Here is a 22,503-nt window from a genome sequence, read left to right as displayed (position 1 = left end):
GCCCGGCCGGCCGTCAGCCGTGGGTGGTGTCGATCACGCAGAACCGGTTGCCGTCGGGATCGGCGAGGACGACGAAGTCCGGGTCCTCGGGGTAGCTGTCCCAGTCGACCGAGCTGGCTCCGAGCGCGAGCAACCGCTCGATCTCGGCCACCTGCTCGGCGGCGTCCGCCGTGTACAGGTCGAGGTGGACGCGGGGGTGCTCCTGGAGGGGCGATTCGCTGAGGCCGAGTGCCAGTTGCACGCCCGGCCCCTCGGCGGGTTCCAGGACGGCCCAGTGGTCCTCGACCTCGTCGCGGGCCGCGTAGCCCAGCGCCTCCGTCCAGAAGTCGACGGCCCGCCGCACGTCCGCGACACCCAACACGATGGATCCGATGGTCAACATGGGCCCGATTCTGCCCGGTCGCGGGCCCCGGCCACCGGGAATTCCACCCGGGTCGCCCGGAGCGACGGGCGGATGGCCCATCACCCCGGCACGGGCGTCCGGTCAGTGCGGTATGGCGTGGCGTCCGGGTTTCTTCTGTGGGGCGGTGCGGTGGTGGGTTTCGGGGCCGTAGTGGCCGGCCTGGCGGGCGATCCAGGCGTATTCGTGGGTGCCGTCGGGGCGGGTGCGCAGTTCCCAGCGGCCGTGGGGGGTGATGGGTGGGGGTGGGGGTGGGGGGTGGTGGTTGATTTTGAGGGTGGTGAGGACGCCGAGGGCGACGGTGGTGAGGGCGAGGGCGAGGAGGGTGAGGAGGGCCGCGCCGACGAGGAAGTTGGCGGTGCCGGTTCTCATCGGCGGATCCGCAGGGCGCGGTGGCCGAGGTGGGCGGCGAGGTCGTGGAGGAGGTCGCGGGTGAGGGGGAGGGCGAGCTGTTCGCCGGGGCCGGTGTGGATGTCGAGGTCGACGGCGAGGCGGAGCTGGAGGGTGGCGTCGGGGACGGGTTCGACGGTGAGGTAGGCGACGGTGGTGCGCTCGGTGTGGATCGCTTCGGTGATGAGGGGGATCAGGACTCCCACGGCTGGTTCCTTCCGGTGTCGTGGAGGGGGTGTGGGGGGTCGGGTTCGGGGGTGGTGCTCACGCGGCGGCGTCCAGTTCGAACCAGACGCGTTTGCCGTGTTTGCGGGGGTCGGTGCCGAAGCGGTGGGTGAGGGAGCGGACGAGGTGCAGGCCCCGGCCGGAGAGGGCGTAGGGGTCGGCGGGGGTGCGGGGTTCGGGGAGGTGGGGGTTGTCGTCGGCGACGGAGACGCGCAGGGTGTGGTCGCGGAGCAGGACGACGACGAGAGGGGCGGGGCTGCCGCCGTGGCGCCAGGCGTTGATGTAGAGCTCGCAGAGGGCGAGTTCGGCGTCGTGGATGAGGTCGTCGGGCCAGCCGGCGAGGTCGAGGGCCTCGCGCAGCTCCTCGCGGGCGGCGGACCAGTCGGGCGGTTCGGGCAGGGTGAAGGCACACATGAGGGACCTCCGAAGAGACGCGGAGTGGAGTGGGGTGGAGTGGGGTGTGGCGGAACCGGCGGATACGTCGCCGTGAGCCAGGCCGGAACGGGACTGGGAGTGCCGCGTACGGCTGCTCTGCGGTGCGCGGGCAGCAGGCGCCTACTGCCCTGGGAACCGGCGTTACTGACGATCCATCGGATCGATGTGAGATAGACCATAGCGCAAAGCGTCTTCAATTGAAGGCGTGATGCGGAAGGATCCCCCTCACGTGGGAACGTGGGGCCCAATCCCCCTCAAACCTCGATGGACCGACTCATCGCGCACGCGGCAGACTGCTCCCACGCCACACTGAGAGGACGACATGCCGCTTCGCCGCGACCCAACCCTTCGCCAGCGCCGCCTCGGTGCCGAGATGCGGAAGATGCGAGAGCAAGCCGGTCTCGGCGGCAGCCAGCTCGCCCGCGCGCTCGGGCTGAACCCCACGCAGGTCACGCAGATGGAAACAGGGAAGATCGGCGTCAGCGCCGAACGCCTTCGGACCGTCGCAGCCGCATGCGATTGCAAAAACGCTCCCCTGGTCGACGCGCTCGCCGACATGGCTACCGAACGAGGGAAGGGCTGGTGGGAGGAGTACCGAGGCAAGCTGGCAACCGACTTCCTCGAAGTGGCAGAGGTCGAGGGGCACGCCAGCGGGCTCTACACCTGCACGACCACCTACATTCCTGGACTTCTCCAGACGAGCGCCTATGCCTCAGCCGTGTTCTCGCGCGCCACACCACTGCCCACCCAGCAGGACATCGGCTTGCGAACCGAGTTCCGGATGAAGCGGCACCAGATCCTCCATACCCAAAGGGTTCCCTACCAGGCATTCATCCACGAGGCAGCACTACGGATGCAGTTCGGCGGCCCAAGAATCCTCGCAGAACAGCTAGGCACCCTGATCGAAGCGTCCGAGGCTCCGAGCATCACGATCAGAGTCATGTCGTTCGACACCGACACCTTTCCGGGGTCCAGCGAGAACCTCACGTACGCCGAAGGCGTGACTCCAGAGCTGGATACGGTCCAGATGGATGTCGCCCACGCTGTCCAGTTCTTCGACTCCCCGGCGCACCTGTCGAGCTACCGCTCGGTCTTCGCCCGCTTGGACGCTGCCGCCCTGCCCGAGGACAAGTCACGAGAATTCATCCGATCAATCATGAAGGAAATCGAGGGTCGGTATGTCTGATACCTGGCAGAAATCCAGTTACAGCGGTGCACACGATGAGTGCGTCGAGGTCCGCGCGGTCGACGGACTGATCGAGCTGCGCGAGTCCGACGACGGCGAGATCATCGTCCGCACCACCCCCCTCAAGTTCGCCAAGTTCCTCCAGGGCGTCAAGGCCGGCGAGTTCGACCACCTCGCCGACCCCACGACCTAACCCAATCGGCGGCCCTCGCTCAACCGAGCGAGGGCCGCCGATCCACACCCGTCCCCAACCTTCGCGAAACAGCCCTCACCGGGGCGCACTCCGAAGGCATCCTGATTCGATCACCTGTCCAGACCCTTCCGAATCAGAGCGGCGAGCGTGGCGGCCTCGACCTCCTTGAGGTGCCCCAGGACCACCCAGGAGAACCTGGATTCCGCGAACACGTCCGGACCGCCCCGGACGAGGGTGGAGATCCCGGCGGCGCGCAGCGCCTCCCGCAGATCGTTCGCAGCGGACTCCTCGACGCCCACCCGCTCCGACTGTCCAGTTGGCTCAAGCTCCGACATGCGCTCTCCCTTGACCGGCGGGCCCCTTGGCCAGGAAGTTAGGGCCGACAGTCGGGTCCGGTGGGCGGTGATTCTCGGTGATTCTCAGAGCAGCGATCGGCGCGCTCGGGCGATCACTCGATGGGCCAACGGGCCGTAGACGGCGCTCTCCGCCAACGCCTCCCATGCCCGGACATGAAGCGCGAGGTCGGCCGGGTCGTCCAACCACATTTCCGCGTGCCAGGACTCAGTGATGACCAACGCGCCATCGTGAATGGAGAATCCGACTCCCGCGGGCACTCTGAGATCGGCATCGAACGGCACGATGCCGAGTCGGACGTTCCCGCATGCCAGCCATGCGGCAAGGGACTCCAGCTGATCCACGAGTACGGCCGGCGGACAGAGCCGAGAGACAAGAGCGCCTTCCCACACCAGGAAATGGAACGATCGCAAGCGATCGCCGAGGACCTTCTGGCGTTCCATCCGCGCCACGACCGCAGCCTCGACATCGCGGATCGACGGATGGACCCTTGTGTACCGGGTAAGGACCGCTCGCGCGTACTCTGCGGTCTGAAGCAAGCCGGGAATCAGGGTCGGATCGAACGACCGGCGGTCACTGGTCCTCTTGCCCTGCGCGGCATGCGCCTCCTGCACCGGCCGCATACCGCCTGCGAGTTGGCGCCGCCACGATCGGTACTGGGTCTCCACGGTCCGCAGTCGACCCACCAGTTCGGTTACCACATCGGACCTACCGACGGCCTCTGCCCATGCGGTCACGTCGGCTCTGGTCGGGGACTGCCTACCGTTCTCCAGTTTGCTGACCTTGGACTGGGCCCAGCCCAGTCGTGCGGCCAAGGCGCGTCCCGACAGGCCGCTCTCGGTGCGGAGTTCACGCATCCGGACACCGAGAGCGAGCCGTGCCTGCTGATAGTCGGTGCTCACATGCCGGAAGGTACCTGAGCCCGGAACCGCGCGTAGCGCGTTGCGTGGTGCCAGGCGGCATCGCGAGTCTGGCAGGCTCGCAGGACCTCCAGCGGGTCGGTGACCAGCTCCATCCCTACGGTGCGCTCTCCTTCGAAGTGGAAGCGCGCAACAGTGCGGGAGTCGAAGAGCCAGAAATCCGACAGCCCTGCCAATCCCGCCGCTGCCGCGTCCGAGCGCCACATGTACCGGATGTCTTCGCCGGCCGCCACGTTGGTCCGGGCGCACGCCAACAGATACCGCTGCCCCTCGGTCGGCGGATTATCCACCAGACGGACCCGCTCGAACCTCTTGCCCTTGCCCACCATGCGGCGCACGTTCTCGAACCAGGGGTGCCCGACCTCACCTGCCGTGTCACCGGTACGAAGAAACTCGTCGTAGGAGGGCATCTGCTTGTCGGAGAGGTAGCCGGTCCGCGTCTCCAGTCGCCACGCGGTGTGCTCGAATCCGTCGTTGATGAACTCGGTGATCTTCTGCTGAGGCACGAACTCCGGCACTGACGTGGCCTCCTTCGGTGCGAACCTCACGAGCAACTCGCGGGGAACGACGACGAAGCCCTCATCGTCCCTCACGTACTTCAGTTGCGTCACGTCCTCGGGGTCCGTCACGGCGTACCCCTGCACGACCACCTCACCAGTGTCCACATCCTCGTACAGCGTCGGGCAGTCACCAACTCCCGACGTGCTACCGATGACCCGCAGTCGCCTTGCCATGGCCGTTCCTCTCGCCGAGAGACAGGAAGGTCCCATGATCGGCGCCAACCGGGAATCCGGCAGCGGTGATTCTCGAATATTCTCAAGTGCTGAGGGGTCTGCCGGAAGAATCCGCGCGGACCTCGGGTACCGCGTCTGGAATATTCGCGAATCACCCACCCACCAGAGGCTTTCGTGCACTTAGCGTGCTTGTCGTTGGCGTCGATCATTGACGCCCCTTGTTCGCCTCCGTCCCGGTCACACAGGGACGGAGGCGAACAAGACGCAGGCCGGGTCGGGGACTCCCCCGGCCCGGGGTGACGACGGAGGGGCAGCAGGTGGCCATTCCCACGTTCGACGGCAAGCACGGCGGCGGGACCGGTGACGGCAAGGGCGGCGGTCAGCAGGACGACTCCAACAGCGGCAACAAGCACGGCGGCGGCGGGTCGTCCGAAGGGGGCAACTCCTCGGACGGCAAGGGCCCGGCGGACGGTAAGTAGCCGGTGAGCGGGAAGCACGAAGCGGAGGCCGGTCGGGCCCGGCCGGCCTCCGCGCTCATCGCGAACGGGTCGCTCACCACGGACTGGCTGGCGTCGTACGACGCCGTTCCCCGTCACCTCTTCGTCCCGGACACGATCTGGCCCGGTCGGGCCGACGGCGTCCGCCAGGGTCAGGCCGTCCACCGGGCCACCGACCCGGCGGCCTGGTGGGAGGCCGTCCACTCGGACGTGCCGCTCACCACCCAGTGGGACGACGGCGAGCACACCGGGGACGACGTGGGCACCATGCCCACGTCGTCCAACTCCATGCCCACCATGGTCTTCTCGATGCTCGCCGCCCTGGACGTCGAGGACGGCCACCGGATCCTGGAGATCGGCACCGGCACCGGGTGGAACGCCGCCCTGCTGGCCCACCGGGTCGGCTCCGGGAACGTCGTCAGCGTCGAGGTGGACCGGGCCAGCGCGGCCGACGCCGAACGCCGCCTCGCCCGCGCCGGGTACACCCCGCGCCTCGTCGTCGGTGACGGCGCCGAGGGCCACCCGGAGGCGGCGCCGTACGACCGGGTGATCGCCACCTGCTCGGTCGGCCGGGTGCCGTACCCGTGGGTGGCACAGGCCCGGCCCGGCGCGGTGATCGTCGCGCCGTGGGGGCCGGAGTACGGCGGTGAGGCGCTCGTCCGCCTCACCGCCGCCGACGACGGCACGGCGAGCGGCCGGTTCGTCGGCTCGTCGGCCTTCATGCGGCTGCGCCGGCAGCGGAGCGCCCGGCCGGACAGCCTGGCCTACCTCTCCGGCCCGTGGCCCGCGGACGGCACCGCGTCCACCACCGGCCTGTCCCCCGAGGCGATCGGCGGGTGGCTGGAGATGTTCGCCGTCGGCGTCCAACTGCCCGGGGTGTTCCCGCTGACCGAGCGCTACGACGACGGCACGTACACGCTGTGGCTGCACGACACCGCCGTCACCTCGTGGGCGACCGCCGACTGGGAGCCCGGCCGCGCCGCGTACGAGGTCGTGCAGTCCGGGCCCCGGCGGCTTTGGGACGAGGTGGCAGCGGCCTGGCAGTGGTGGCGCGACCAGGGCCGACCGGGCTTCGATCGCTTCGGGCTCACGGTGACCCCGTCCGGCCACACCGTGTGGCTGGACGCGCCGGACAACCCGGTGCCGGTCAGTCCGTGACCCCCGACCGGCAGCCGTAGGGGGCGCCCGGCCCCGCGCTCAGCCCGCTATGAGCGCGTCCCACTGGTCGCGGGTCGGGCCGTCGTGTTCCGGCTCGAAGTCGGGGTGGGCGGCCAGCCAGGCGGTGACGTGGCGGTCCACCTCCTCGGTGGCGTAGGCCTCGTCCGGTCGCGCCACCAGGTGCCGCACCTTGGCGCGGGCCCGCATGACGACCGGGTCCTCGAAGGCGCAGGTGGCCACGGCCGCCGCCCGCCGCTCCGGGGGCGGCGCGCTCTCGGCGAGCCGCTGCTCGTTGGCGCGGTCGGACGCCACCTGCGCGTCGAACCACGGGCGGAGGGCCTCCCCCGTCCACGCGTGGTAGCCGGCGGGGTCCGCGACGACCTCGTCGACGTGTCCGGCGAGGTACTGGGCGGCACGCAGGCCCAGGGACACCCCGTGGCCCGAGGTGGGGTTGGTGTGGATGAGGCTGTCCCCCGCGTTGACCAGACCCGTGACGACCGGTCCCTCCGCGTCGGCGAGCGCCGTCCAGCGGTTGTCCAGGCCGGCCATCGCCAGCACGGCCGACTGCGGCTCGGCGTCCAGGTCGAGCCAGGCGGCGCAGGCGGGGAAGCGGCGCGCCACGGCCTCGAACACCTCGGGGTCGGTGAGCGCGCCCCGGGTCGGATCCGCCGTGGAGAGCAGCAGGTTCACCGCGAAGGTGTCGTTGTCGGAGGGGAAGACCCCGGCCAGCGCGAACGACGCGGCCGAGCCGGTCTTCACCCCCCGCCCCGGGTCGCGCGGGCCGTCCGCCCGCAGGCGGTACCAGCGGCACAGGTAGGCGATCCCGGTGCGGTGGCTCTCGACCACCGGCGGCCGGCAGCCCGCCTCCCCCAGCCAGGCGGGCACCGGCGAGCGCCGGCCGGCCGCATCGACGACGAGGTCCGCCCCGAAGGTCTCCGCGCCGACCCGCACGCCGGTGACCCGGACGGGCCGCCCCTCCCCGACGGCGAGGCCGCTCACCCGGCTCCCCCGCCGCACCTCCACGGTGGCCTCCCGCCGCACGGCCGCGGTCAGGGCGGCCTCCAGCACGATCCGGCGGGTGCGCAGGGTCACCAGGTCCTCGTCACCGTCCCGGTGCGGCGGGTGCTCGTCGAACCAGTCGAAATCGTGGAACTCCCGGGCCCCGCGTGCCAACAGGTCCTCGTAGACGTCGGGCGCCTCGGCCCGCAGCACGGTGCGCACCGGTGCGAGCAGCGAGTGCGGCTGGACGGCCTGCGGGACCCGCGGCCTGCCCCACCCGAAGAAGTCCTGCTCCAGGTCCGCGCCGGCCTCCCGCGCGTCCTGTTCGTACAAGGTGACCGTGTGACCCCGCCGACCCAGCATCAGCGCCGTCCCCAGCCCGCTGATGCCTCCACCGATCACTGCAACCCGCGCCACTGAGCTCCCCTTCGCGTCGTGTTGCGAAACGAGCCTACCGCTGGGCGATCTTGGACCGGGAGCCGGGAGCCGGTGGCCCCGTCGCGGACGGGGAGGGGGTCCGGAGCGACGGACCGGGCACGGCCCCGGCCGCCGTGTCAGTCGTCCTGGTCGCGCTCGTCGGAGCCGTTGAGGGCGGTGATCAGCGTGCTGAGGCGGGTGTTCCAGTTCTGGGCCGTCTGGGCGTCGATCGCGTGCTTCTTGGCGAGGTCCCGGACGGTCCGCTGGGCGTTCTTCAGCTCCTGTGCGGCGTCCTCCTCCTTGCCCTGGTTGAGGCGGGCGGCGGCGCCGTCGAGGGTGTGCAGCAGCTCGAGCTGGCGGTCGCGCTCCTTGGTCATCTGGGTCTGCGCCACCGCCCCGCGAAGGGCGTTGAGCTGGACGGCCGGGGCCTGACCGCGCGGCGGGGTGGGGGCGACGGTGGGCGTGGCCGACGGGGTCGGGAGCGCCGTCGGGGTGGTGGGCGCGGCCGTGGTCGGCGTGGGCGTCGCGGCGGCCGAGACCGACCGGGTCGGCTTGGGTGGCGGCGCGGCGGTGGGCGTGGCCGGGTCGTCGAAGGCGGTGATCGCGAGCATCGCGGCGCCCGCGACCCCCACCAGGCCCAGCGCGCCGAACAGCAGCGGCTTGCGGCGGCTCTCCCGGACGGGTCCCTCGCCGTCCGGCACGGGGGGCATCGCCGGCACGGGCGCCATCACCGAGGTCGCGGCGGGCGCGGGCCGGAACGGGACCGGCGGCAGCAACTGGGTGGCCTGACCGGCCGCACCGGTGGCGAGCAGCTCACTGGTCGGGTCCGAGAAGGCCAGCCCCGGAATCGTCGCCAGCAGTTCGGCGCGCGCGGCCGCGCCGGTGCCGGGCCGGTCGGCCGGGTTCTTGGCGAGCAGCCGCAGCACCGCCGCGTCCAGTGCCGGCGGCACCCCGGCCCGCCGCGCGGACGGCGGCAGCGGCTGCTCGGTGACGTGCTTGAACGCGATCGCCACCGGCGTCTCGGCGGTGAACGGCGGTGCGCCGGTGAGCATCTCGGTCAGCACGCAGCCGACCGCGTACAGGTCGGTGCGCCCGTCCAGCTCGGCGGCGGTGGCCTGCTCGGGCGACAGGTAGGCGGCCGTGCCGAGCACCATCGCCGCCTGGGTGAGGTTGCTGGACGACCCGGCCCGGGCGATGCCGAAGTCGACGACCTTCACCCCGCCGTCGTTGGTGATCATGATGTTGCCGGGCTTGATGTCCCGGTGCACCAGGCCCGCGCCGTGCGCGACCTCCAGCGCCTCGCAGACCGCCGCCGCGATGCCGACCGCCCGTTCCACCGGGAGCCCGGGCTGCTGGGCGAGCAGGGTGGCCAGCGAGAGGCCGTGCACCAGCTCCATGACGATGTAGGGCGAGCCCTGGTCCACGCCGGAGTCGAAGACCATGACGATCCGCGGGTGCACCAGCATCGCCGCGTGCTGCGCCTCGCGGCTGAACCGCTCGGCGAAGCGCGGGTCGTCGGCGAGGCCGCCGTTGAGGACCTTGACGGCCACCTGACGGCCCAGCACGTGGTCCACGCCCCGCCAGACGGTGGCCATCCCGCCGACGCCGAGTATCTCGACGAGTTCGTAACGCCCGTTCAGCGCCCGTCCGATCACCTGGAACCGCTCCCCTCGCGTGCCCTGCCCGCGGCCACGGACCGCCTCGTGCACGAGTGCACGATAGCCGCCGACGCCGACCGCCCCCCGTGGTCCGCCGCACCGGCCCGGCCCGGAGGCCGCGGGCGCCCGGGGCCGCCGCACGGGACCGACCGGACGGACCGGACGGACGGACCGAACAGACCGAACAGACCGAACAGACCGGACGGACCGCCGGGAGAAGGCGGGCCGTCCGGGAAAGGTGGCGGCCGGGGAACCGGGCAGCGGTTCCCCGGCCGCCGGCTCGTGGGCCGTACCGGGTGCCGGGTGCCGGTCGCGACCGGGGCCGGCGGGGCCTGGTGGGCCGGTGCGGCCCGCCCGATGCGGGTCGGGCGGGCCGGCGGGGTTTCGGCCCTGACCGGGCCGGCGGCGCGTCCGGGGTGCGCCGTCCGGTCCGGCCGGGGCCGGCCGGGTGGACGGCGGGCACGGGGGGCCGACCGGCCACCCGGAGTCTTCGGGTGGTGAGGGTGGAGCGGTCGTGCGGTGGAGCGGTCAAGCGGTCGAGCTGTGGAGCGGTCCTGCGGTGGAGCGGGTGGTGCGATCCGGATGAGCGGCGGGCCCGGGGGGTGTTCGCCCGCCGCCCATCCGGAGTTCTGGGGGGTTACCTCCGGGAGGAGGGGTCGGCGAGCGGGCCGGAGCGGTCGGGCTTCGGCACGACGCCCGGGAGCGTCGGCAGGGCGGTCGGCAGCGGGACCGCGCCCTTGCCGCCGGAGCCGCTCTTCCCGTCGTCGTCCTTCTTGCCGTCGTCCTTCTTCCCGTCGTCCTTCTTGGCGCCGCCATCGCCGTTGCCGCCGTTGCCGGTACCGCTGCCGGTGCCGGTCGCCGGGCGGGTCGGCGACGTGGCGCCCTGCCCGTCGTCGTCCTTGTGCCGCAGGACGTCCCCGCAGTACTCCGCCACCTTGTCCGGACCGCCGGCCGCCGCGACCAGCGCGCCGAACTGGGTGTCCGCGACCAGCAGGCGCGGGCGCTCGCCCTTGCCGGCACGGTCGGTGTAGCCCTGGCAGAGGGCCACCAGCGCGGCCCTGGCCTGCGGGCCCCTGGCGTCCGCGGACGCCGGGGGCGAGGACGGCGCGCCCGGGGACGGCGTCGCCGGCCCGGTGGGCGGACCGGGGACGGACGACGCACCGCCCGCCGAGGCCGCGCCGGACGGCGCACCGGTGGGCCGGCGCGCGGACGGGCCGGCGTCCGGCGCGCCCTGACCGGCCCCCGGGGCGGAGGTGGCGGTGAAGGGGGCCGGCAGCCCGCGCCGGAGCTCACCGGACCCACCGAGCGGGGACGGCAGATTGCCGGTGCCGGCCGCGACCGCCACCCCGCCGAGCGCGGTGGCGCCGAGCACGACGGCGACGGCCTTCGTACTGAAGGCCCTGGCCAGCGCGGCGGTTGCCATCGATCGTCTCCGGACGGGTGCGGTTACAGCGGGTACGGCGGGGGCGGGCGCGAGACGGGCCTCCCGGAACGCGGCCAGGGCCGCCTCCTCCCCTGCGAGTTCGCCCGCCGTCGCCGGAGCGGCGGCGGCGGCCAGCACGCGGGCCACCTGCCCGGCCGGCCCGTCCTCGGGCAGGTGGGGCTCGGTGCGCCCGGGGCCGGCGTCCGCTCCGGTGAGGGAGGCGTCCCGCCCGGCCGACGGTCCGCCCACGGCACCGCCGAGCAGGTGCTCGGCCGTGTCCTGGTCGATCCGGCGGGATCGGTTGGTGCTCATCTCATGTCCTTCAGCGTCGCGGCCCGGCGTTCTGTCACACCCTGCGGAGGAATTTCTCTTCCGGCCGGTCCGGCGTCCCTCGGCACGGCCTGCTGCGCCGGGATCCCCGACCCCGGTGCGAAGGGCTGATCCAGCAGCTTGGCGAGCCGGCGCAGCCCCCGGTGCGCCGCCATCCGGACGCTGCCGGACTTCTTGCCGAGCACCCGGGCGGCGCTCTCCGCGTCCAGCTCCATCACCACCCGCAGCAGGACGGCCTCGGCCTGGTCGCGCGGCAGCCGGGAGATCAGGGCCAGCGCGTCCGCCGTGCCGACGGCGGCCAGCGCCGACCCGGCCGTGTCGTCCCCGGCGGCCAGCTCGGCCAGGTACTCGAACGGCAGGTCGGCGACCGGGCGGCGACGGCGGGCGCGCAGGTGGTCCAGCGCGCGGTTGCGGGCGATGGTGGCGGCCCAGCCCCGGAAGCCGTCGCCGTCGCCGGAGAAGCCGCCCAGGTCCCGGGCGATCTGCAGCCAGGCTTCGGAGGCGATGTCCTCGGCGTCCTGGACGTCCTCGGGCCGGCCGCCGACCAGTACCCGGAGGTAGCGGAGCAGTCCCGGCTGGACGCTCCGGAACAGCAGGCGGAACGCCTCCTCGTCACCGGCCTGGGCCGCCCGGACGGCCTCCGACAGGTCGACCGGTGCCGGGGCCGCACCCCCGGACGGGGGCGGTGGTGGGCCGGACGTCCGTGCCGCCGGACCGGACCGGCCGACGGGGTTGTCGGTGCCCGCTCCGGGGCGCTCTGCACTCTGCACCCGCCACATCATGCGCCATGTGCGCCGCGCGCCCGACCCTCCGGGGGCTCCTGGACGCGGCCACGCGCCTCCACGGCCCCCGCTCGCGGGGTGGCCGCCCACGCCCCCTGGCCCCCGGTGCGCCCGGAGCGGGGGCGCCCGGACCGCGCGCCGACCGAGGCGGGCCGGCGCGCCGCAGGCGCGCTCGGGATTCCGCCGGGCCAGTCGGAACGGAGCGGGACCGGTCGAAACGGAGCGGGACCGGGACGAGCCGGGTAGGAGCCCGGTTAGGGCCGTGCCGACCAAGGGCGCAGGGCGCCGGGGCCAAAGGCCCGCCGGTCGCTGCCCTTCGCCCGCGGAGCGGCCGGGGCCCGCCTGCGACCGTGGGAGGTGGGCACGGCGGTCCCGGACCGACCCCGCCGCGACCGCCCGCCCCTGCCACGCCCCGGCCGGATCCGTGCCGGCCGGGGCGGGCCCGCCTGCGCCCACACCCGCCCCCCGCCGCGCGCCGTGCCCCGCCCGGAACGCGCCGTGCCCCGCCCGGAACGCCGACGGCCACCGCTGCCGGAGCCCACCACCACGACCCGTGGGGTGCCACCCGCGCCCCGGTCACGAACCCCACGAGGGACGCGAACGCGATGACGACCGCCCCCGAGCTCTACGCGAAGGGCCTGCGCGAGCACCTCGCGCCCGCGCTGCGCGCCCTGGGCCTACGCGGGTGGCGCCGGACGTTCAGCCTCCCCGACGGGACCCACGGGGCCCTGCTCGGCCTGGTCGAGCACGGCCCGAGCGGCTGGAGCGACCGGCACGAGCAGAGCGATCGGTATGAGCGGCCCGACCGGCACGAGCACGACCGGTACGAGCACGACCGGTACGGGGAGGCCGCCGGCGGCCCGGTGCGCTACACCTTCGACCTCAGTCTGGTCCGCAGGACGGACTGGGCCGTCGCCGCCTTCCCCGGCCCGCGCCCCGACCCGCGCGCCGTCTACGGCATCGAGACCTGGCGGGCCCGGATCGGCGAGGTGCTGCCGGTCGGCGAGGACGTCTGGTGGGAGGTGCGGCCGGGACCGCGCCGGCGGGTCGCGCTGGACGACTCGATCGCCGCCGTCGACCACTACGGCCTGTCCGAGCTGCGGCGCCGGGCCGAGCGGGACCGCGACGGCACCGGCGAGACCTATCTGGACACCGCCGGGCTCGACCAGGTCAACGCCGTCCTGCCGGCCGCCTCGGTGGCGCGGATCCAGCGCGCCGAGCTGGTCGACAAGGAGCTCGTCCCGACCGGCGCGCGGACCGGGGCGGACGCGGTCGCGCGGACCGTCCTCCAGGGCGTCGCCCGCGGGTTCCTCTCCGTCGGGAACGAGCGCTTCCGCGCGGTGCGCTGCGTGGACACGCTCGGCCGACCGCTCTGGCACATCGACCAGACCACCGGCTGAACGCGCAGGTCAACGGCGCTGTCATGGTGCGCGTCGTGACAACTGTCATGCGGATCCCGCAACGGACGACACTGCTCTGACGCAGGGTCGGCTCGGGAGACTGGAGGCACGACGCGGGCACCGGCCCGCAGGCCGAGCACCAGTCAGGGGAGAGCCCACCATGAGCCAGACCGCCACCACCGCCGCCGCCGCCACCACCGGGACCGCCGCCGCCAAGGCCCCGAACCCGCTGGTCGCCACGCTCCGCCCGCTCGCGCTGGACGTCGTGACCCCGCTGGCCGGCTACTACCTGCTGCACTCCGCGTTCGGGATGAGCCAGTTCGCCGCCCTCGCCTGGAGCGGCGCCGTCCCGGCCGTCCGGACGGTCGTCGGCCTGGTCCGCGAGCGGAAGGTCAACCTGTGGGCCTCGATGATGCTCGGCGTGAACGTGATCGGTCTGGCGCTCACCACCGTGACCGGCGACGCGCGGCTGATGCTCGCCAAGGACGGCGCGCTCAGCGGCTCCCTCGCACTGGCGATCCTGGTCTCCGTCTTCCTCGGCCGGCCGATGATGTCCCCGATGCTGATGCCCTTCCTGACCAAGGGCGACCGGGCCCGTTCCGCCGCCTGGCAGCGGCTGGCCGACGGCCGGGCGGCCCGCTCGCGCTCCTTCCGCCGCTACGAGCGGCTCTTCTCCGGCATCTGGGGCACCGCCCTGCTGACCGAGTGCGTGGCCCGGGTGGTCGGCGCCTTCACCCTGCCGGTCTCGACCATGGCCTGGCTGTCCACCGCCTTCCTGATCGGCGCGATCGCGGCCGGCTCGGTGCTCGGCCACCGTGCCGCCGACCCGATGGAGAAGCTGGTCCGCACCGAGGCCGCCGAGCCGACCGGCCTCTGAACCACCAACCGCCGCGCACCACAAGCACGTTGACCCACCTGATCCACCGCACCCGCACCACCCGCCCGACCCGCTCCACCCCGCCCGCCCCCGACGGCCTGCCGCACAGCAGAGGAACCATCGGGACGGCTCCGGAGTCCATATAACGAGGGGGTAACGGGCCCCCGGCGAGGAACGGGGATCCTGATGAGCCGGACGCACGCGCTGACCACCACCGAGGACCGCACGCTCGACTGGGACGGTTGCCTCAACGTCCGCGACCTCGGCGGCCTGCGCACCGGCGACGGCACCCGCACCGTCCACCGCGCGATCGTCCGGGCCGACAACCTCGACCGCCTCACCGCCGAGGGCTGGGACACCCTGCTCGACCACGGCATACGCACCGTCGTCGACCTGCGCAACATCGAGGAGTACCGCCCGCTCCTCCCGCTCCCCGAGGACGTCCAGCTGGTCCGCGTCCCACTGGACGAACTCGCCGGCCCCGCCTGGTGGGAGCGGTACGGACGACTGGACGGCACCCCGCTCGCCCTCCGCCCCTACCTCGACCACTGCCCGCGCGCCGCCGCCGAACTGGTCGCCACCGTGGCGGGCGCCCGGCCCGGCGGGCTGGTCGTGCACTGCGGCGCCGGCCGTGACCGCACCGGCCTCGCCGCCCTGCTGCTGCTCGCCCTCGCGGGCGTCGAGCCGTCCGAGATCGTCGCCGACTACCTGCTCAGCGCGGCCAACGTCCGCCCGCTGTACGGCATGCTCGGCCTGCCGGACCAGTACCGCCGGATCGACACGGTGCTCGCCGAGGCCGGCACCACCGCCGAGGCCGCCCTCCACGCCGCCCTGGACGGCTTCGACCCGGCCGGCTACCTGCTGGCCGCCGGCGTCGACCCGGCGGACCTCGCCGCCGTCCGCTCCCGCCTGCTGGACTCCCGCCCCGACCACACGATCTGACGCTACGCCAGCTACGCCCGCTACGTCCGCTCCGCTACCAGAGCCGGTCGATCTCACCCGGGTGGAGGGCGATCCGGCTGCCCGGGAAATCCGCCCGGTGCCGGCGGGCGCGCTCCGTGAAGAAGCCCGCCATGGTCACCTTGTCGAAGCCCTCCCGGTCGCTGGGGAACGGCAGTTCGGGCGTCCCGCCGACCAGCACCGCGCCCGGCAGCAACTCCCAGCCGGCCCCTTCGTAGAAGTGCCGGAGCACCCGGTCGCAGGTGAAGAGCCCGAGGTCCGCGCCGCCCTCCTCGACGAGGGCGCGGGCGGCCGCGACCAGCCGGCGCCCGTACCCGCGACCGCGCTCCACCCGGTCGGTGACCACGGCGCTCAGCCCGCACGCCGCGTACGTCCGCCCGGCGTGCTCCAGCCGCTTGGAGAGCACGTCGAGCGCCGCGACCACCCGGCCGCCGTCCAGCAGCAGCATCGACACCGGGCGCAGCGCCGGGTCGTGCACCGGAGCGGTGGACGGCGCCGGCGGCCCTGGCCAGGCCTGCTCCTGCAACCCAGCCACCTGGAGCTTGAGTTCGTCCGGCACGGCGGTCTCCGGAAGCGTGACTATGCGCATGCCCCTCCCAGGGTCGTCGCCGCCGCCCGGTCTGGCAGACTCCGGGCGTGATCCTCCGAACCGCGACCCGCCAGGACCTGCCCGCCGTCATCGCGCTGCTCACCGACGAGGACGGGGTGACCGACCCCGCCACCGTGCAGGTCGACGAAGCCTACGCCCGCGCGTTCGCCGCGGTGGACACGGACGCCCGCAACGAGTTGCTGGTGCTCGACGAGGGCGACGGGACGGTGCTCGGCTGCCTCCAGCTCACCTACATCCCCGGTCTCGGCCGCCGCGGCGAGGAGCGCGCCCTGATCGAGGCCGTCCGGGTGCGCGCGGACCGCCGGGGCGGCGGCCTCGGGCGGGACCTGCTGACCCGGGCCGTCGAGCGGGCGCGCGGGCGCGGCTGCACGCTGGTCCAGCTCACCAGCCACAAGCGCCGCACCGAGGCGCACCGCTTCTACGCCTCGCTCGGCTTCGCGCGCAGCCACGACGGGTTCAAGCTGTCCCTCTGAACACGCGGGGCGGGCGGGGGCGCACGGGGCGGGCGGGCCGCGGGTGGGGGGGTGCGCGCGGGCCGGGTGCGGTAAATCGTTCGCGGTCGTTCGCCCCGGGCGGAGATACTCGCGCCATGGTGCGCTTCTCCGACTTCGACACCCGCAACTACCCGACCGTGGACGTCCGTACGGGCTACGCCCAGTGGGTGGAGACGTACGAGAGAACGGTCGAGGACGCCATGGACCTCGCGGTGCTGGAGCGGCTCGCGACCCCCGACTGGGCGGCGGTGACCCGCGCGGCCGACCTCGGCTGCGGCACCGGCCGCACCGGCGCCTGGCTGCGCGGGAAGGCCGCCGACGGCCTGGTCCTGGACGGCGTGGACCTCACCCCCGAGATGCTGGCGGTCGCCAAGGGCAAGGCCGTCCACGACACCCTGACCGAGGCCGACGTCGCCGCCACCGGACTGCCCGGCGGCGGCTACGACCTGGTGATCTCCTCGCTGATCGACGAGCACCTGGCCGACCTCGGCCCGCTCTACCGGGAGGCCTTCCGGCTGGCCCGCCCGGGCGGGCGCTGCGTCCTGGTCGGCCTGCACCCGTACTTCATCATGGCGGCCGGCATGCCGACCCACTTCACGAGCGCCGCCGGTGCCGACGTCGCCATCACCACCCACGTCCACCTGGTCTCCGAGCACCTGAGCGCCGGACTGGCGGCCGGCTGGCAGCTGGCCGAGATGGCCGAGGCGGTGGTCGACGACGCGTGGATCGCCCTGAAGCCCAAGTGGGAGAAGTACCGCAGCCACCCGGTCTCGGCCGCGTACGTCTGGGAGAAGTCCGGCTGAGCGGGGCCGGTCGGGGCCAACTCGCCCAATCGTCAACCGATGGTTGACGACCTTCGGGTCGACAACCTACGGTTGACGCATGGAGAATCCCGTTGTTCCCAAGACCACGCCGATGCGCCTCGACGACCTGATCGACGCGATCAAGAAGGTCCACTCCGACGCGCTGGACCAGCTCTCCGACGCGGTCATCGCCGCCGACGCCCTCGGTGAGCTGGCCGACCACCTCATCGGCCACTTCGTCGACCAGGCCCGCCGCTCCGGCGCGTCCTGGACCGACATCGGCCGCAGCATGGGCGTCAGCAAGCAGGCCGCCCAGAAGCGGTTCGTCCCCAAGGACCCGGGCGCGCCCTCGGACCTCGACCCGAGCCAGGGCTTCAGCCGCTTCACCCCCCGGGCCCGGCACGTCGTGATGGCCTCCCAGGAGGAGGCCCGGACGGCGGGCAACGCCGAGATCGGCACCGTGCACCTGCTGCTCGGCCTGCTGGTCGAGCCGGAGGGCCTGGCGGTCAAGGCGCTGGCCGCCCAGGGCGTCACCCCGGCAGCCGTCCGGGAGGCCTCCACCGCCGCCCTGCCGGCCGCCGTCGAGGAGGTGCCCGGGCTCATCCCCTACGACACCGAGGGCAAGAAGGTGCTGGAGCTGACCTTCCGGGAGGCGCTCAAGCTGGGCCACAACTACGTCGGCACGGAGCACATCCTGCTGGCGCTGCTGGAGCAGGCCGACGGCACCGGACCGCTGGCCGACCTCGGCGTGGACAAGGCCGAGGTCGAGAACTTCACCTCGGAGGCCGTCACGGCCCTCATCGCGGCGACCACCGGCTCGCCGGAGTGACCCGCCCGTCGGGGGCTCCGGCCCGCCGGGGCCCCCGACCGCTCAGAAGCCGGAGATGGGCGTGGAGATGATCCGCACCCGCCCGTCGGCAGCCGCCTCCATCGCCGCCCGAAGGCGCAACGAACGGGCCGGACCGAGGAGTTCGAGCGCCTCCTGATCGGTCGCCCAACGGTGGTCGTCCAGTTCACCGGCCGGGACGGTCACGGGGGTGCCGTCCGGGACGGTGCCGAAGTCGAACAGGAAGTGCTCGGCCGGGTGGTCGAGTTCGTCGGAGGGGTGGGTCCAGGAGATGACGAGCAGCTCGCCGGCCGGGCGGACCAGCCCGGTCTCCTCGGTCAGCTCCCGCTCGGCGCACGCGACCGGACCCTCGCCGCGGTCGATCGTGCCACCCGGGAACTGCCAGTGCTCCCGGTACCCGGCCTTCACGATCAGGATCCGGCCGGACTCGTCCCGCAGCACGCAGCCGGCGGCCGCGTAGATCCGCGGCAGCGATGCCAGCCACTCTTCGCGGGACTTCAAGGGCTCAGCCGACACAGCGGGCCTCCTACGGCGCGGGGATCACTGCGCCCCACTCTGCCACCACTGCCGCGCCCCGCGCCCGGCCGGTCAGGCCTGGCCCAGGAGGTACTCGACCAGGCGGTCGAAGCTGGAGTTGAGGCCCGCCCGCGCCTCCGGACCGCAGTAGAAGTCCGGTGCGTCGGTCTGGTGCAGGACGGCCTCGGTCCGGCCGTCGCCGAGGTCCGTGAGGGTGAGGCTGGAGCGCAGCCCGACACCCTCCTCCTGGAAGGCCAGCAGCTCTCCGGGCCGGATGTCGGTGATCTCGCCCCGCAGCGGGTAGCGCTCCCCGGTCGCGTCGATGACCATGGTGCTGTCGTAGCGCCCGCCGACCTTCGGCTCGATGGTCACGGTGTCCAGCGGGACGTGGGTGCCGACCGGGCCCCAGAAGCGGACGAACCGCTCCGGCTCGGTGTACGCCCGGAAGACGACCGCCGGGGTGGCGGGCAGCTCGCGGGTGATGGTCAGCTCGCCGAGGTTCTCGCTCATGGTGTGTCCTCCGTGGTCGTGGTGCGGTGCGGTGCGGGCTTGCGCGGTGCGGTGCTTCCGCGGTGCGTCGCTTTCACAGGGGTAGACCGGGGCCGGCCGCGGAACTCATCGCTCCACCGGAGACTTTTCCGAACTTCTCCGAGAGACTCCGCCGCCGCCTGCTCAGGAACCTCGCCACGGGCCGATGAGCCGGGACCGCCCGCACGGTCTGCCCTGCATGGACACTCACCCGAACAGCCATCACCACACCCACCGCGCACCCCCCACCCGCCCAACGCTGACCTGCGACGTCGGCGCCCTCACCACCCCCGACCTGGCGGTGGTCGACGCCCTCGCGCGGCTCCGGCTCGCCGCCGGGCGCCACGGTGTGCGGGTGGTACTGCTGAACGCGAGCGGCCCCCTGCGGGAGCTGCTCGCGTTCAGCGGCCTGGCCGGCGCCCTGCCGGTCGCCGGGGTGCTACCCGTCCAGCCGGGGCGGGAGACCGAAGAGCGGGAAGAGCGTGTCGGTGTCCAGGAAGTTGGTGAGACCGGTGATCCGGCCCGCTGACACCTCCAGCACGATCAGCGCCCACGGCTCGTGCCCGCCCGCCGGGCTCGGCCGGTACTGGCCGAACGCCGGACTGCCGTTGGCCTCCACCGGAACGAGCCGCGAACCCCGGCATCCGTGGCCGGGGCCCAGCATCCACTCGCGGATGTCGGCGTGCCCGGTCAGCCACAGCTCGTACGGCGGCATGTTGAGCGTGACGTCCTCGTGCAGCAGCGCGGCCAGGCCGTCCATGTCGTACGCCTCGAAGGCGCTGACGTAGCGGGCCAGCAGCGCGCGGTGGTCGTCGTCCAGCGCGGGCGCCGGGCGGGCGGCCGAGGCGTCCGCCGCGAGCACCGCCCGGGCCCGCTGGAGCGCGCTGTTGACCGAGGCGACGGTGACCCCGAGCAGCTCGGCGACCTCGGCCGCCTTCCAGCCCAGCACCTCCCGCAGGATCAGCACCGCCCGCTGCCGGGGCGCGAGCCGCTGCAGCACCGACACGAACGCCAGCCGCACGGAGTCGCGCTGGGCGGCCACCTCGGCCGGGTCCCCCGTCTCGGGCAGGATCCGGCCGTCCGGCGCCGGCCCGATCCACGTCACCTCGGGCAGTTGCGCCTCGGTGGCGGTGGCCACGGTGGACGGCCCGGTGAGGTCCATCGGACGGGCCCGGCCGTTGCGGCCGTTCAGCGCGTCCAGGCAGACGTTGGTGGCGATCCGGTACAGCCAGGAGCGCAGCGCGGACCGGCCCTCGAAGCCCCGGTGGCCGCGCCAGGCGCGGACCATCGTCTCCTGCACCGCGTCCTCGGCCTCGAAGACCGAGCCGAGCATGCGGTAGCAGTAGCCGGTCAGCTCCGTCCGGTACCGCTCCAGCTGGAGCTCGACCGGCTCGTCCGTCATCAGGTCGGCCATCGCGCGCCCCCGTGTCCTCGCCTCGCCTCGCCAGAGATCACGGTGAACGTACCGCAGGGGACTGACAACCCGGGCCGCCCCCTTCCGGTCACCCCGCCTTCGGGTACTCCTGGGCCGAGTCGAAGGAGGTGGTCACGATCTGCCAGACCTTCGGGAACTCCGCACCGGACAGACCGGTCGGGTTGATCGAGTAGACCACCTTGCGGCCGAGGTCCTTGGTGGCGAACACCCCGCTGGTGTACCCGGGCCGGGAGCCGGTCTTGCCCCAGACCTGGACGCCGTTGGGCAGGGTGGCGCTCATCAGGCCCTTGCTGAAGCAGGCGTGACCGGCGGTCGGACCGATCTCGCAGTTCCTGTTCCGGTGGTTGGGCACGTCCGGCACGTCGAACAGCTCGGCCTGCTGGGCGGGCGGCAGCAGCCGGCCGCGCAGCAGGGCCGTCATGAAGCGGTCCAGGTCGGCGGCCGAGGAGACCATGCCGCCCTCCGCCCACGGCCAGGGGCTCTGCCCGGTCACGTCCACCCGCTGCCGGACGCCGTCCGGGCCGGTGACGTCCACCCACGCGGGAGCGTGCGGGGCGGGCAGCGCGAGGTCGTCGCGGTCCGGGACGACGGTGTCGCGCAGGCCCAGCGGCCGGGCGATCCTGGTCTGCACCTCGCGGGCGAAGGTCCGGCCGGTGACCTTCTCGACCAGCATCCCGGCGATGAAGGTGTTGATGCCGTTGTACTGCTGCGCGGTGCCCGGCGCGAAGCCCATCGGCTGCGCGACGGCGTCCGCGACCACCTGGGCGGGCGTCCAGGAGTCGGCCTTGTGCGCGGCGAACCAGCTCTCCGTGCCGTCCCCCGAGGTCAGACCGCCGCCGCCCGGCAGCCCGCTGGTGTGGTCGAGCAACTGGCCCACGGTGACCGGCGGGTAGGAGGCCGGCAGCAGACCCGGCAGGTAGTGCTGGACGGTGCCGTCCAGGTCGATCCGCCGCTCGGCGGCGAGCTGGAGCACCACGGTGGCGGTGAAGACCTTGGAGATGCTGCCGATCCGGAAGCGCGCGTCCGCCGACACCCCGGCCCCCGCCGTGCCGGACCACTGGCCGCCCCGGCCGCCGACCCGGACCAGCGCGCCGGTGACGCCCCCGGTCGGCAGGTCGGCGAGCGTCCGCGCCAGTGCCGCGCCGTCCGGCGGCCCGGCCAGACGGACGGCGGCGGCCGAACTCGCGCTGTCCGCCGGACGGTCGGCCGCCAGGGCGGGCGTCGCGATGCCCGCGACGGCGGCCACCAGCAGCGCGCCGGAGACGGCGAGGGTGTTCCAACGGCGCTCGCGTACGGGGGTCTTCATCGGCTTGCGCTCCAAGTGCGGCTCGTCCGGCGGGTGACGCTCTCCCAGCGGGTGGCGGTCCACCCGGGAACGAGTCTTCGGGAGTGCGGTGCCCCGGCCATCCGGGACGGGCCCCCAACTGCCCCGGAGGCGACCCCGAGACGGTTCGGGGACGCTCCCGGGCACACGTCAGGGGCGGGCGCCGCATTCGGCGCCCGCCCCTGACGAAAGGCGTCCCGCTCAGTGCGCGGAGTGCTTCTCCGCCCCGCGGTGGCGGTGGCCCTTGAGTTCGGCGTGCATCGCGGGGGCGGAGTGCATGGCCGTCGTCCCGACGTCCCGGCCGCCGTGCCGGAAGGCCCCGTCGGAGCCGGACCCGGCGGCGGACGGGGCACGGGTGCCGAGCCTCGGGGGGAGCGGCTTCGGGGTCATCGCCATGCCCCGGCGCTCCAGCAGCTCGTGGGTGCCCCGGCGGAGCTTGTCGGTGCCGCTCGGCGTTCGCTTGGTCATCATCGACCTCCCTTCGGCGGTCACCGGCCCACGAGGGGCGTCGACCGGGAGGGCCGCACGGGCGTTATGTCCGGGATTGGGCAGGATTACACATCCGGGCGGCCGGCGACGTCCGCGCGAGCCGGTGCCGGCGGGGCGGT

The 22,503-nt window shown here is 73.5% G+C and carries 28 protein-coding genes; 11 read left to right on the top strand and 17 right to left on the bottom strand.

Translation table 11 applies throughout. The annotated features are described in order from the left end of the window. Positions 1–13 precede the first annotated feature (13 nt). The 4 genes from ACZ4UX_RS02225 to ACZ4UX_RS02210 all read right to left on the bottom strand — a co-directional run bounded on the left by ACZ4UX_RS02225 (position 14) and on the right by ACZ4UX_RS02210 (position 1,429). Entirely contained in the window at positions 14–382 is a 369-nt protein-coding gene (locus tag ACZ4UX_RS02225; protein ID WP_465705016.1) for a VOC family protein, read from the bottom strand. A 102-nt stretch (positions 383–484) separates the two neighbouring features. Further along, complete coding sequence (locus tag ACZ4UX_RS02220; RefSeq protein ID WP_465705421.1) at positions 485–772, bottom strand: hypothetical protein; 288 nt, start codon at positions 770–772, stop codon at positions 485–487. Then, complete coding sequence (locus tag ACZ4UX_RS02215) at positions 769–996, bottom strand: hypothetical protein (RefSeq protein ID WP_465705014.1); 228 nt, start codon at positions 994–996, stop codon at positions 769–771. Before ACZ4UX_RS02215 ends, ACZ4UX_RS02220 begins: the two co-directional genes overlap by 4 nt. 58 nt (positions 997–1,054) lie before the next feature. Further along, on the bottom strand, positions 1,055–1,429 hold the full coding sequence (locus tag ACZ4UX_RS02210) for an ATP-binding protein (protein ID WP_359834087.1): 375 nt from the start codon (positions 1,427–1,429) through the stop codon (positions 1,055–1,057). A gap of 343 nt (positions 1,430–1,772) precedes the next feature. Here ACZ4UX_RS02210 and ACZ4UX_RS02205 point away from each other — a divergent pair, with 343 nt between their 5' ends. Beyond that, positions 1,773–2,636, top strand: coding sequence for a helix-turn-helix domain-containing protein (locus ACZ4UX_RS02205; RefSeq protein WP_465705012.1), 864 nt, complete (start codon positions 1,773–1,775; stop codon positions 2,634–2,636). After that, positions 2,629–2,829 (top strand): DUF397 domain-containing protein, encoded by a 201-nt coding sequence (locus ACZ4UX_RS02200; RefSeq protein ID WP_465705010.1) that lies wholly within the window; start codon positions 2,629–2,631, stop codon positions 2,827–2,829. The genes ACZ4UX_RS02205 and ACZ4UX_RS02200 overlap by 8 nt, the downstream gene beginning before the upstream one ends. Before the next feature lie 110 nt (positions 2,830–2,939). On the opposite strand, the gene ACZ4UX_RS02195 is transcribed toward ACZ4UX_RS02200, so the two are convergent. From ACZ4UX_RS02195 to ACZ4UX_RS02185, 3 genes are all read right to left on the bottom strand, one after another. Further along, entirely contained in the window at positions 2,940–3,164 is a 225-nt protein-coding gene (locus tag ACZ4UX_RS02195) for a hypothetical protein (RefSeq protein WP_329488450.1), read from the bottom strand. Positions 3,165–3,248: 84 nt separating this feature from the next. Then, on the bottom strand, positions 3,249–4,085 hold the full coding sequence (locus tag ACZ4UX_RS02190; RefSeq protein WP_465705008.1) for a helix-turn-helix domain-containing protein: 837 nt from the start codon (positions 4,083–4,085) through the stop codon (positions 3,249–3,251). Beyond that, positions 4,082–4,837 carry a DUF6879 family protein gene (locus tag ACZ4UX_RS02185; protein ID WP_465705006.1) on the bottom strand — a complete coding sequence of 252 codons (756 nt, stop codon included), beginning with the start codon at positions 4,835–4,837 and terminating at the stop codon, positions 4,082–4,084. Before ACZ4UX_RS02185 ends, ACZ4UX_RS02190 begins: the two co-directional genes overlap by 4 nt. Positions 4,838–5,154: 317 nt before the next feature. Here ACZ4UX_RS02185 and ACZ4UX_RS02180 point away from each other — a divergent pair, with 317 nt between their 5' ends. Both ACZ4UX_RS02180 and ACZ4UX_RS02175 read left to right on the top strand, forming a co-directional pair. Then, positions 5,155–5,316, top strand: a complete 162-nt coding sequence (locus tag ACZ4UX_RS02180; protein ID WP_329488453.1) for a hypothetical protein — start codon at positions 5,155–5,157, stop codon at positions 5,314–5,316. Between the two features lie 3 nt (positions 5,317–5,319). Then, positions 5,320–6,492 carry a methyltransferase domain-containing protein gene (locus ACZ4UX_RS02175; protein WP_465705004.1) on the top strand — a complete coding sequence of 391 codons (1,173 nt, stop codon included), beginning with the start codon at positions 5,320–5,322 and terminating at the stop codon, positions 6,490–6,492. A gap of 39 nt (positions 6,493–6,531) precedes the next feature. Here the strand turns inward: ACZ4UX_RS02175 and ACZ4UX_RS02170 are convergent, their stop codons facing one another. From ACZ4UX_RS02170 to ACZ4UX_RS02155, 4 genes are all read right to left on the bottom strand, one after another. After that, positions 6,532–7,908 (bottom strand): FAD-dependent oxidoreductase, encoded by a 1,377-nt coding sequence (locus ACZ4UX_RS02170; protein ID WP_465705002.1) that lies wholly within the window; start codon positions 7,906–7,908, stop codon positions 6,532–6,534. Between the two features lie 137 nt (positions 7,909–8,045). Then, a complete protein-coding gene (locus tag ACZ4UX_RS02165) occupies positions 8,046–9,617 on the bottom strand; it encodes a protein kinase domain-containing protein (protein WP_465705000.1) in 1,572 nt (523 codons plus the stop codon). Positions 9,618–10,203: 586 nt separating this feature from the next. After that, on the bottom strand, positions 10,204–11,301 hold the full coding sequence (locus tag ACZ4UX_RS02160; protein ID WP_465704999.1) for a hypothetical protein: 1,098 nt from the start codon (positions 11,299–11,301) through the stop codon (positions 10,204–10,206). Beyond that, positions 11,298–12,098, bottom strand: a complete 801-nt coding sequence (locus ACZ4UX_RS02155) for an RNA polymerase sigma factor (RefSeq protein WP_465705401.1) — start codon at positions 12,096–12,098, stop codon at positions 11,298–11,300. Before ACZ4UX_RS02155 ends, ACZ4UX_RS02160 begins: the two co-directional genes overlap by 4 nt. A 608-nt stretch (positions 12,099–12,706) precedes the next feature. On the opposite strand from ACZ4UX_RS02155, the gene ACZ4UX_RS02150 reads away from it, so the two are divergent. The 3 genes from ACZ4UX_RS02150 (at position 12,707) to ACZ4UX_RS02140 (ending at position 15,320) form a co-directional block, all read left to right on the top strand. Beyond that, positions 12,707–13,501 (top strand): hypothetical protein, encoded by a 795-nt coding sequence (locus ACZ4UX_RS02150; RefSeq protein WP_465704997.1) that lies wholly within the window; start codon positions 12,707–12,709, stop codon positions 13,499–13,501. 160 nt (positions 13,502–13,661) lie between these two features. Then, positions 13,662–14,378 (top strand): VC0807 family protein, encoded by a 717-nt coding sequence (locus tag ACZ4UX_RS02145; RefSeq protein WP_465704995.1) that lies wholly within the window; start codon positions 13,662–13,664, stop codon positions 14,376–14,378. Positions 14,379–14,564: 186 nt separating this feature from the next. Then, the gene (locus ACZ4UX_RS02140; protein WP_465704993.1) at positions 14,565–15,320 is read left to right on the top strand and encodes a tyrosine-protein phosphatase; all 756 of its coding nucleotides are present in this window, start codon (positions 14,565–14,567) and stop codon (positions 15,318–15,320) included. 34 nt (positions 15,321–15,354) lie between these two features. Here ACZ4UX_RS02140 and ACZ4UX_RS02135 read toward each other — a convergent pair whose 3' ends face one another. Further along, positions 15,355–15,927 (bottom strand): GNAT family N-acetyltransferase, encoded by a 573-nt coding sequence (locus tag ACZ4UX_RS02135; RefSeq protein WP_329488461.1) that lies wholly within the window; start codon positions 15,925–15,927, stop codon positions 15,355–15,357. A gap of 47 nt (positions 15,928–15,974) precedes the next feature. On the opposite strand from ACZ4UX_RS02135, the gene ACZ4UX_RS02130 reads away from it, so the two are divergent. From ACZ4UX_RS02130 to ACZ4UX_RS02120, 3 genes are all read left to right on the top strand, one after another. Then, positions 15,975–16,421, top strand: coding sequence for a GNAT family N-acetyltransferase (locus ACZ4UX_RS02130; RefSeq protein ID WP_352291011.1), 447 nt, complete (start codon positions 15,975–15,977; stop codon positions 16,419–16,421). Positions 16,422–16,537: 116 nt separating this feature from the next. Further along, the gene (locus ACZ4UX_RS02125) at positions 16,538–17,245 is read left to right on the top strand and encodes a class I SAM-dependent DNA methyltransferase (protein WP_465704990.1); all 708 of its coding nucleotides are present in this window, start codon (positions 16,538–16,540) and stop codon (positions 17,243–17,245) included. Between the two features lie 79 nt (positions 17,246–17,324). After that, a complete protein-coding gene (locus tag ACZ4UX_RS02120) occupies positions 17,325–18,074 on the top strand; it encodes a Clp protease N-terminal domain-containing protein (protein WP_329488464.1) in 750 nt (249 codons plus the stop codon). A 42-nt stretch (positions 18,075–18,116) separates the two neighbouring features. Here ACZ4UX_RS02120 and ACZ4UX_RS02115 read toward each other — a convergent pair whose 3' ends face one another. Both ACZ4UX_RS02115 and ACZ4UX_RS02110 read right to left on the bottom strand, forming a co-directional pair. After that, positions 18,117–18,593 (bottom strand): NUDIX domain-containing protein, encoded by a 477-nt coding sequence (locus ACZ4UX_RS02115; protein WP_396485912.1) that lies wholly within the window; start codon positions 18,591–18,593, stop codon positions 18,117–18,119. Positions 18,594–18,680: 87 nt separating this feature from the next. After that, positions 18,681–19,118 (bottom strand): SRPBCC family protein, encoded by a 438-nt coding sequence (locus tag ACZ4UX_RS02110; RefSeq protein ID WP_329488467.1) that lies wholly within the window; start codon positions 19,116–19,118, stop codon positions 18,681–18,683. A gap of 217 nt (positions 19,119–19,335) precedes the next feature. On the opposite strand from ACZ4UX_RS02110, the gene ACZ4UX_RS02105 reads away from it, so the two are divergent. Further along, positions 19,336–19,665: an STAS domain-containing protein gene (locus ACZ4UX_RS02105; RefSeq protein ID WP_465704988.1), complete on the top strand. Its 330-nt coding sequence runs from the start codon at positions 19,336–19,338 to the stop codon at positions 19,663–19,665. Here the strand turns inward: ACZ4UX_RS02105 and ACZ4UX_RS02100 are convergent. From ACZ4UX_RS02100 to ACZ4UX_RS02090, 3 genes are all read right to left on the bottom strand, one after another. After that, positions 19,576–20,550 carry a sigma-70 family RNA polymerase sigma factor gene (locus ACZ4UX_RS02100; RefSeq protein WP_465704986.1) on the bottom strand — a complete coding sequence of 325 codons (975 nt, stop codon included), beginning with the start codon at positions 20,548–20,550 and terminating at the stop codon, positions 19,576–19,578. The genes ACZ4UX_RS02105 and ACZ4UX_RS02100 overlap by 90 nt on opposite strands. A gap of 88 nt (positions 20,551–20,638) precedes the next feature. After that, complete coding sequence (locus ACZ4UX_RS02095; protein WP_465704984.1) at positions 20,639–21,877, bottom strand: serine hydrolase domain-containing protein; 1,239 nt, start codon at positions 21,875–21,877, stop codon at positions 20,639–20,641. Between the two features lie 219 nt (positions 21,878–22,096). Beyond that, complete coding sequence (locus tag ACZ4UX_RS02090; protein WP_465704982.1) at positions 22,097–22,363, bottom strand: hypothetical protein; 267 nt, start codon at positions 22,361–22,363, stop codon at positions 22,097–22,099. Between the last annotated feature and the right edge of the window lie 140 nt (positions 22,364–22,503).

It is taken from the genome of Kitasatospora sp. NPDC028961, assembly GCF_055564815.1.
Note: the sequence above shows the minus strand (reverse complement) of the source record. Positions and strands in the feature narration are given on the sequence as shown.